The 7,296-nt window shown below is 56.9% G+C and carries 6 protein-coding genes; all 6 read right to left on the bottom strand.

Going from position 1 to position 7,296, the window contains the following annotated elements; translation table 11 throughout:
- Positions 1-349: transposase (locus Q8M42_RS05655; protein WP_305283638.1), on the bottom strand; the 349-nt coding region annotated here is incomplete at its 3' end.
- A 55-nt stretch (positions 350-404) separates the two neighbouring features.
- Positions 405-794 carry a hypothetical protein gene (locus Q8M42_RS05650; RefSeq protein ID WP_304865896.1) on the bottom strand — a complete coding sequence of 130 codons (390 nt, stop codon included), beginning with the start codon at positions 792-794 and terminating at the stop codon, positions 405-407.
- A 93-nt stretch (positions 795-887) separates the two neighbouring features.
- Positions 888-1,586 (bottom strand): transposase, encoded by a 699-nt coding sequence (locus tag Q8M42_RS05645; protein WP_304865895.1) that lies wholly within the window; start codon positions 1,584-1,586, stop codon positions 888-890.
- A gap of 119 nt (positions 1,587-1,705) precedes the next feature.
- Positions 1,706-2,929: a hypothetical protein gene (locus Q8M42_RS05640; RefSeq protein ID WP_304865892.1), complete on the bottom strand. Its 1,224-nt coding sequence runs from the start codon at positions 2,927-2,929 to the stop codon at positions 1,706-1,708.
- Positions 2,926-6,162, bottom strand: coding sequence for a hypothetical protein (locus Q8M42_RS05635; protein ID WP_304865889.1), 3,237 nt, complete (start codon positions 6,160-6,162; stop codon positions 2,926-2,928). Before Q8M42_RS05635 ends, Q8M42_RS05640 begins: the two co-directional genes overlap by 4 nt.
- Positions 6,159-7,296, bottom strand: a 1,138-nt coding sequence (tssI, locus tag Q8M42_RS05630) for a type VI secretion system tip protein TssI/VgrG (protein WP_305283633.1), incomplete at its 5' end; no start/stop codon positions are given. The genes Q8M42_RS05635 and tssI, both read right to left, overlap by 4 nt.

Genomic DNA, 7,296 nt, shown 5'->3' with positions numbered 1-7,296 from the left:
CAGCCAGTTCGTGTTTCTCCAGCAGTCGACGGAAGTTGAGGATCGTGGTTTCGTCAGGAATACGCTCCAGGTTCAGTCCCGCGAACTGGCGCAGGATAGTGGTCTCGTACAGCGCCTCCTCCATTGCAGGATCGCTGTAGCCAAACCAGTTCTGCATCAGATGAACACGCAGCATCGCCATCAACGGGTACGCCGGGCGACCGCCTTCACCCTTGGGATAATGTGGATCGATCAGGGCAATCAAGCCCTTCCACGGCACAACCCGATCCATCTCGATCAGGAACAACTCTTTGCGGGTCTGCTTGCGCTTGCCGGCGTACTCGGCATCGGCGAAGGTCATCTGCTTCATCGGAAAACTCAGCGGGTGGAATCCGGGGTATTTTGCCAAAATCAGGAAGTCTTCTTCAGAATTTCCCTAAAGGAACTTGGATAAATAATAAAATTCCGAGGCCAACGAAAAAGAAGCCTTTACCTAAACTCCACAGATACACCCAAATTTGCGTCCAAAGCGATACATGTGCTCGCCGGTAACAAAGATGGTTGCAGGAGTTATGAAAAATGGCTTCATTGCGCTGCCGAATGCCGGGATTCTTTTGTTCATCTTCCTCCAAATCCCGTAGCCGTTCTGGTGAGTATTCATCAACAAAACTGAACGGTGCTATATCTTCCGTATTACCCCAAGCCAAAGTTGTTGTCAGTAATCCTGCATGCTTATGGACCTGCGGCGACTGATTAGGGATATGCCGGGAGTCATAGGCACCTTCGGCATAGTGGGTGGTGACAGCCGTATTCATAGCAGGTGCAGCCTCTTAGTTCTGATTACTTTGTTCATCGGCCCAGAAAGCCTGTTGAGTTGCCGTGGACAAAATAGGGGACAGACCACGATTTCAGTCAGCCTCAGCAGCCTGCCTCGGTCGTCCTGGCTTCCCGGGAGTCACCCTGCGACCCAGCACTCGCTCCACCTCTGCCGTAAATATTGGACTGCAAAGTGCATAGTTCCCGTTAGTAGCCGAACGGATCTGATCTACCAAGCCAGGATCAAGCTGATGCCGAAACAGCTTACGATAGGCCTCCGCACGCGCCCCATCTGCCTCGCCCAACGCTTGGTACAAAGAATGTCGCGTGATCAATGCCGATTGCTCGGCCTGGGCATTCGCCCGATAACTCGACCAACGATATTCCGTCGGATGCTCCACCATTCCAGCCCGCACCGGGTTCATCTCAATGTATCGATAGCAAGCCAGGACATAACTGTCCTCCTGCATCAAGCAGGAGCGGAAGCGACCTTCCCATAAAGTGCCGCTGCGACGATAAGTACGATTGATGTATTGCACATAGCGCTGTCCAAGCCCCTTCATCAGCATTCCGGCGCTTTCTGGCTTGGCCGGGGTCAACAGCAGATGAACATGATTGGTCATCAGACACCACGCATGGATCGCGCAGCCATGCTTTCTTGCCTGATCCGCAAGGTGCACCAGATAGAACAGGTAATCTTCCTCCGCGAAGAAACAGGCCGAACGATTATTCCCCCGCTGAATCAGGTGCAACGTGACTCCCGGCAACAGCACACGCGCTCGACGCGGCATATGGAAACTCCTTTTCCATAGAATGGCGCTAGAAGATTAGGCCAGACGGGGATAATCGTGGTCTGTCCCCTATTTCCCTTTCGATGTGCCAACTTGGTCCATCAGTCTTGGCGTTCAACTCAGAGTGGTCGGTGGACGTTATCGAAATCATCTCCCTTGGGTGTGGCATTAATGCCCCTGGCTTCTTGGCTGCGATAATAAGTTTCGATACTCAGACTGGGGTCGATCTTGGCCTGGAGGATGCAGGGTTGCTGTTGCCATGGGTATTTCTGATTGAGCTTCATCGTTTCCGATTGCCCTCGGCCTTCCCAAGCACGGTAAGGCATATCACGCCAGTAACGCGGCTCTCGCTTGCTCTGCCGGTCGTGCTCGGCGGTAACTGGGTCAAGGTGGCGGAACTGTTCGAGTACCGGCAGTTCGGGCAGTGGCTGGCTTATATCCATATAGCGTTGCAGGCAGTCCCAAAAGGCCAGGGCTTCTTCCGGAGTAAGCCCCAATGGATGCATTTTGCCCCCGAGAAATATCTCGCAATCGGCATAACGGTGATGCAGCCACAGCGCCATGCCGCCGCTGCCATGGGGACCAGGGCGCAACTCCATGGTGGCGTCGAACTCATAGAAAGGCGCCACAAACGGCTTACGGAAACGCCGAGCGATGGTCACCATACCGGTTTGCCTGCTGAACTCGCTGCCGTCGTATTTAAATAGGCGCAAATACAGATCCAGCAGAAAGTCGAAACCGACCACGCCCATAAAGATGGAAAAGGCCATGACCCCACACATCCAAAAGAGGTCGGCGTCATAACCAGATGTGCTGTAGTTGAATGCTGTACTTAACAGAGCCGTGGCCAAGCCAGCTCCCACTTGAATCAAGTAGGACTTTAAACTCTTTCCCCAATAGAGCCAGCCACTAACTCCTATCATCAATAATCCGGGAATTACCACGAGAGAAGCTACGGTCAGCGATTTACTTATTCCTTCAGACAATACGGTGCCGACCACCATGACCCAGAAGATCCAAGGCACTGCGAATAAGGCAGCAAATTTTAAACCTGGAATCAACATAAGCAGCTTATTGAAATTCTCGAAGCGCCAGCGCTGCTGATCGCAATACAGTTCGGCATCCCCTGTACGCTCGACAAAGGTATGCTCCTTGGCCTGTAGCTGCATATCGACCATCTGCCAGGGCTGCAAGTTGGCATAGTGCCCCCAGCGCAACTGGGTGCGGCGCAGATTGTTGCGATTGGCATCCTGCCTCCATTTATGCGGCGGCTGGGCCGGAATACCGGTGGAGTTGTAGGCACTAGCCGTATAAGGGCCTTGCTCTATTAAGGGGGCATTCATAGTTTGCGGTAGTCGCTCTGTTCGATCAGCCAATAGGGTACGTCATCCATCACCTCGTCTTCCTTGGGTAGCAGTACTGGATTGAAAGCCGCCCATTGGCGTGGGCTCGGCTGCGGCAGGATCAGGTCGTCGTACGCCGGAAAAGGATCGCCGGCTCGGCACGCTTGATGGCTAAGGCGAAACTGCGCACGCACCTTGAGGGCGTATTGACTGGTAGCCAAAGGGTTAAAGGCTGGCCGGTGCTGATGAGGCAGTACGTAGAGCACGCGACCGCCATTGAGCACGACGGCACCAAGCTTTTCCTGAGAAATGACCTTGGGCGGTCTACGCTGCCAGCCGCTGTGGTGGCCGCGCTCCAATTTAAGTTCGGACGCCCGCAGGGTAAACCCCTGATTACTGGGATATTGGCTCAGCAGGCCGGATTGCAGCTCGACTACCCAGTCCAGCGGGTCGAGGTCGCTATTACCCTGGGCTTCTGAAGCCCGCAGCTTCGCCTGATCCTCCGCGGGGGCGCGTTTCTGCCAATTTTCCAGGCGCTCGATGCGTACCTGAGGTTGGCCGATAGCACCGAGCAGTTGCTGATAGGCAACCCTGGGGTCATTCATATGCGGCAGACGCCGCTCTTTGCCAAATGGACCGTGCTTGATCGCCTGCTCGATTGCACCATCTACCAATAGCGCCGCAGCAACGGCGCCGCCCAGCAACAACACGATACCCGCGCCCAGTACCCAGGGACTGGCCAGCACCCCAAGAGTATAAAGCGCCCACATGGCCGCGCCGGATGCGGCAATGGCATTGGCAACGGATACATCCTTATCGCCCTGGTCGAAGGCGCGTTTGGCGTCCCAAACAAATAGTGCAGAAGTCAGTCCCATCGCCACGAATGAGCCTGCCCTTGAGACGCTGAGCCAAGTACTACCGCCCGTGCGCTTACTGAGGTTGCTTGCCCAGCGCTCCGATATCCGCGAGACGTCGAAGCGGCCCTTTTCCCATAGCGCATACCAGGGTGAGCGGACGCCTGAGCCTTCTATGATTTTTAGCGCAACGTTGTTTGAAGCGAAGAAAAGATCTGCAGATGCAGACACGTAGCCAACGGTAAACCTAGCGAAATCTGTTTCCATCAAAGCCTTGGCACCGATGGTATTCACGTGCAGATTGTAAGCAGCCATCAACGTGGCGAAGAGCGGCAATACCGGCGACTTGGCGATCTGTCCTGCGCGGCCCAAGTTGGCGGCACTGAGCCGCCAGCTGTTCAACTCTTGCACCAGTGGATCGTTGGCTGGCGCGGCCACGACCATAAACCGCCCCAGGTCTTTGCTGGCGAAGCGGTTGGTTTCCGCCAGCTTGCCACTGGTGGTGGCGAGTACATTGCCGCCGCGTCCCTGCAAGTTGCCGTACAGGTAGTTCTGGCGGGTCAAGGTGGTGCGCTCGCTGGGCGTCAAGCCAAAGCTGAGGCCACCTCCATGCACGCCCAGCACCACCATATTCTGTGCGAGGGCTTCGCCCTGGGGCATGAACTTGATCGTTTTGGCCTGGCTATGCAGTTTGCTCAGCAGACCCACAGTCGGCGTGAAGAGTCGCTGCATATCCAACTGGACGGTGGCAGCGTTGGTGCGCAGCTGCCTGAGCGTCAACAGCACAGCTTTATTCAGATGACTCAGCCATTCGTCTACCGCCAGAGCCAGGTTCTGTGCCGCGTACTGATAGTTGGCTGATTGCTGGCTCTCCAGGCCGGCGAACATTGCCAAGGAACTTATACCCAAATTCTCCGGCTTGATGGCCCGGTTTGTCGCTGCCAGCTTTGCCAGCCGTTTGGCTAGTTCTGGTAGCGCTCCATTTTGGTCGGCCAGGGCTGCACGGGTAAGCGGATGATTGGCATCCGCCAGCTGCCTGATCAGGCGCTCCACCGCTTGCGCAAGTGCGCGATCCTCGGCCTCGGTGCTGCGTGCATCGCTGCCTTGAGGGAGGCGACTGAGCATTTCCAGCATATCGATCAGCAGGCTGTAGGGTTCCAGCAAGCGCTCATCGCTGCTGTAGACCCAATCATTCCATACAGCGGTCAATTTGCTCTGCGATAGTGCCAAGGTTCGCTTGAGCTGCCGATGAATAACCTCGCGCGCACTTTGGCGCTTGGTATGCAGCATGGTTTTCTCAAGCGCGGCCATATCGATATGCTCGCGCAGGTCAGCCAACGGCGCGTTGCTTGGCATCGACCATTGATGCAGCACTTCGGCGTAACGACCAAACGGCTGGAATGGCACCAGGGCGTTATAGGTTTGCAAGGCTTCTGTTGCAAGGCGGGACTGCTCAACCGCATGGCGCAACTCGAACAATGGGTCGTCCAACATGAAGCCGACCAGTTTTGGATAGCCGCGCAAGTTTTTTTCTGCGAGAACATCCTTGCCAGCAGGTAGCCCTGGCACCGCAGCCGGGGCGGCAGCCCCCATATGCCCGGCGAGCGCTTGCTGTTGCTTATGCAGCTCGACAAACAGCTCTTGGGGATTGAATGCGGTCATTGCCGGAGTAAAAGTCGCAGGGTCGCGCAATGCGCATTCAATATGCAAGTCACGCGGCCTAAGCCCCTCGGCTTGCTTATCTATCACGACAATCGGCATCGCCTGGGTCGGCTTCCATTGCTCGCCGCCGACAACCGCCGCGGACCATGCCGGCGCTATATTCTGGCAGCGATTTTTGACCCGACCACTGCTGGCTTCCAACCAGGCGATGTACTCCGATGTCCAGGCCATCTCGCTATAGGCCATGGTGTATTGGTCGCCGACAAAACGTCCTTGCAGCAGCATGGGTACCAGCGTTAACGCCAGTGGTTTACCGACCGCTATTCGATTATCGGCGGGCTTACCCTGGGTCGCCAGCTTGCGCCAATGGGCTACATCCACGTCCGACAGGTTGCCTTGGCCGTCGCACTCCAATTCACGCCACAGTTTGCCATTCTGAAATACGTAAATGCGCCCGGGACGGGGCAGTGCGCCTTTCGGCGCCTTATTGTGCTGATCATGGCCGGGCAGGCGCGCCATGGGCACCACAGCGAGAAAGGTATTCTGCTGAATTTCCGGCTCTTCTTCGTTGCTGCGCATGTCCGATTCGACAGGAATCAGCAGCATCCCACCATCGGCGCGCTCGATGTTCAGCGCCAATCGCGCACGGCGTGCATTGTCGTATTCCGTGCGTTTTCGGGTGCCCTGCTTGATGGGCTGATCCTTTAGCTCACTCATGCGTCACCTTCCGGGTCGAGCAGTTGTACTTGGCCACCCAAGGCAGGGTCGCCCCATACATCGATAATCAGTTGTTGTGGCCCTAGCTCGCTCAGGCTCGCCAGTGGCAGCAGCGGGTTGATATTGGCCTTACCGGTTCTTTCGCCGGTCGCTGCGGTATCAGCAGGCTTGGGGATGATCGGCAATACCGGTGCCGCCCCCGACCCGCTGCCCGGCGCACCACCAGAGTTGAATTTGATGATCGGGCCGACCATGGTGATGCCGCTGGCGTCGAGCTTGATAAAGCTGCCGGCGGCTTTGAAGGTGAGTTCGCTGCCGGCTTCGAGTACGACTTTCTGGCCGCTGGACAGGTGGATCTCTTGGCCTGCGTTGATAAATTGGCCGGTGCCGATTTTGATGTGCTGGTTGTTGCCGACGGTGAGGTGGTCGTTGGCTTTGATCTCGCTTTTGCGGTCAGCATGAGTGGTGCGGTGTTCTTCGGCTTTGAATTCGCTGTAGCTGTTGGCTTCGACTGTGTCGTGGCGTTCGTTGCCGATGCGGATTTTCTGGTCGTGCTCGATGTTTTCATCCCAGTCGCGCTCGGCGTGGATGTAGATCTGTTCGGCGCCCTTTTTGTCTTCGATACGCAGCTCGTTATAGCCGCCACCGCCGGGGCTGCTGAGGGTCTTAAACAGGCTGCGGGTTTTGTTCGCCGGCAGGGCGTAGGGCACCACGTGTTCAGCGTGGTACAGGCAGCCGGTGACGAGCGGCTGATCGGGGTCGCCTTCGAGGAAGGTGATCAGCACTTCCATGCCAACCCGTGGGATGGCGATGCCGCCATAACGGTCGCCGGCCCAACTTGAGCTGACGCGCAGCCAGCAGCTGGTTTTGTCGTCGGCTTGGCCTTCACGGTCCCAGAAGAATTGCACCTTGATCCGGCCGTATTCGTCGCAGTGAATCTCTTCACCCGCAGGCCCGGTGACCACCGCGCTTTGGCTGCCGAGAATGCGCGGTTTCGGGTGATTGAGCGGTGGCCGATACAGCACTGTCCAAGGCGTGGCGGTAAAGTGGGTGCGGTAGCCTTGGGTGAAATCTGCGTCGCCTGCGGCCCTCACCCCCGGCCCCTCTCCCGGGGGGAGAGGGGAGGAAGTGCGG

The organism is Pseudomonas sp., from assembly GCF_030684895.1.
In the GTDB taxonomy this organism is placed as follows: Bacteria; Pseudomonadota; Gammaproteobacteria; order Pseudomonadales; family Pseudomonadaceae; genus Aquipseudomonas.
The sequence above is the reverse complement of the archived record's forward strand: the minus strand, read 5'-3'. Positions and strand labels throughout refer to the sequence as shown.

What these genes read in the sequence shown, in the direction of transcription:
- Q8M42_RS05635 (WP_304865889.1), bottom strand. Translation starts at nt 6,162, where the DNA reads ATGAGTGAGCTAAAGGATCAGCCCATCAAGCAGGGCACCCGAAAACGC.
- Q8M42_RS05650 (WP_304865896.1), bottom strand. Translation starts at nt 794, where the DNA reads ATGAATACGGCTGTCACCACCCACTATGCCGAAGGTGCCTATGACTCC.
- Q8M42_RS05640 (WP_304865892.1), bottom strand. Translation starts at nt 2,929, where the DNA reads ATGAATGCCCCCTTAATAGAGCAAGGCCCTTATACGGCTAGTGCCTAC.
- Q8M42_RS05645 (WP_304865895.1), bottom strand. Translation starts at nt 1,586, where the DNA reads ATGCCGCGTCGAGCGCGTGTGCTGTTGCCGGGAGTCACGTTGCACCTG.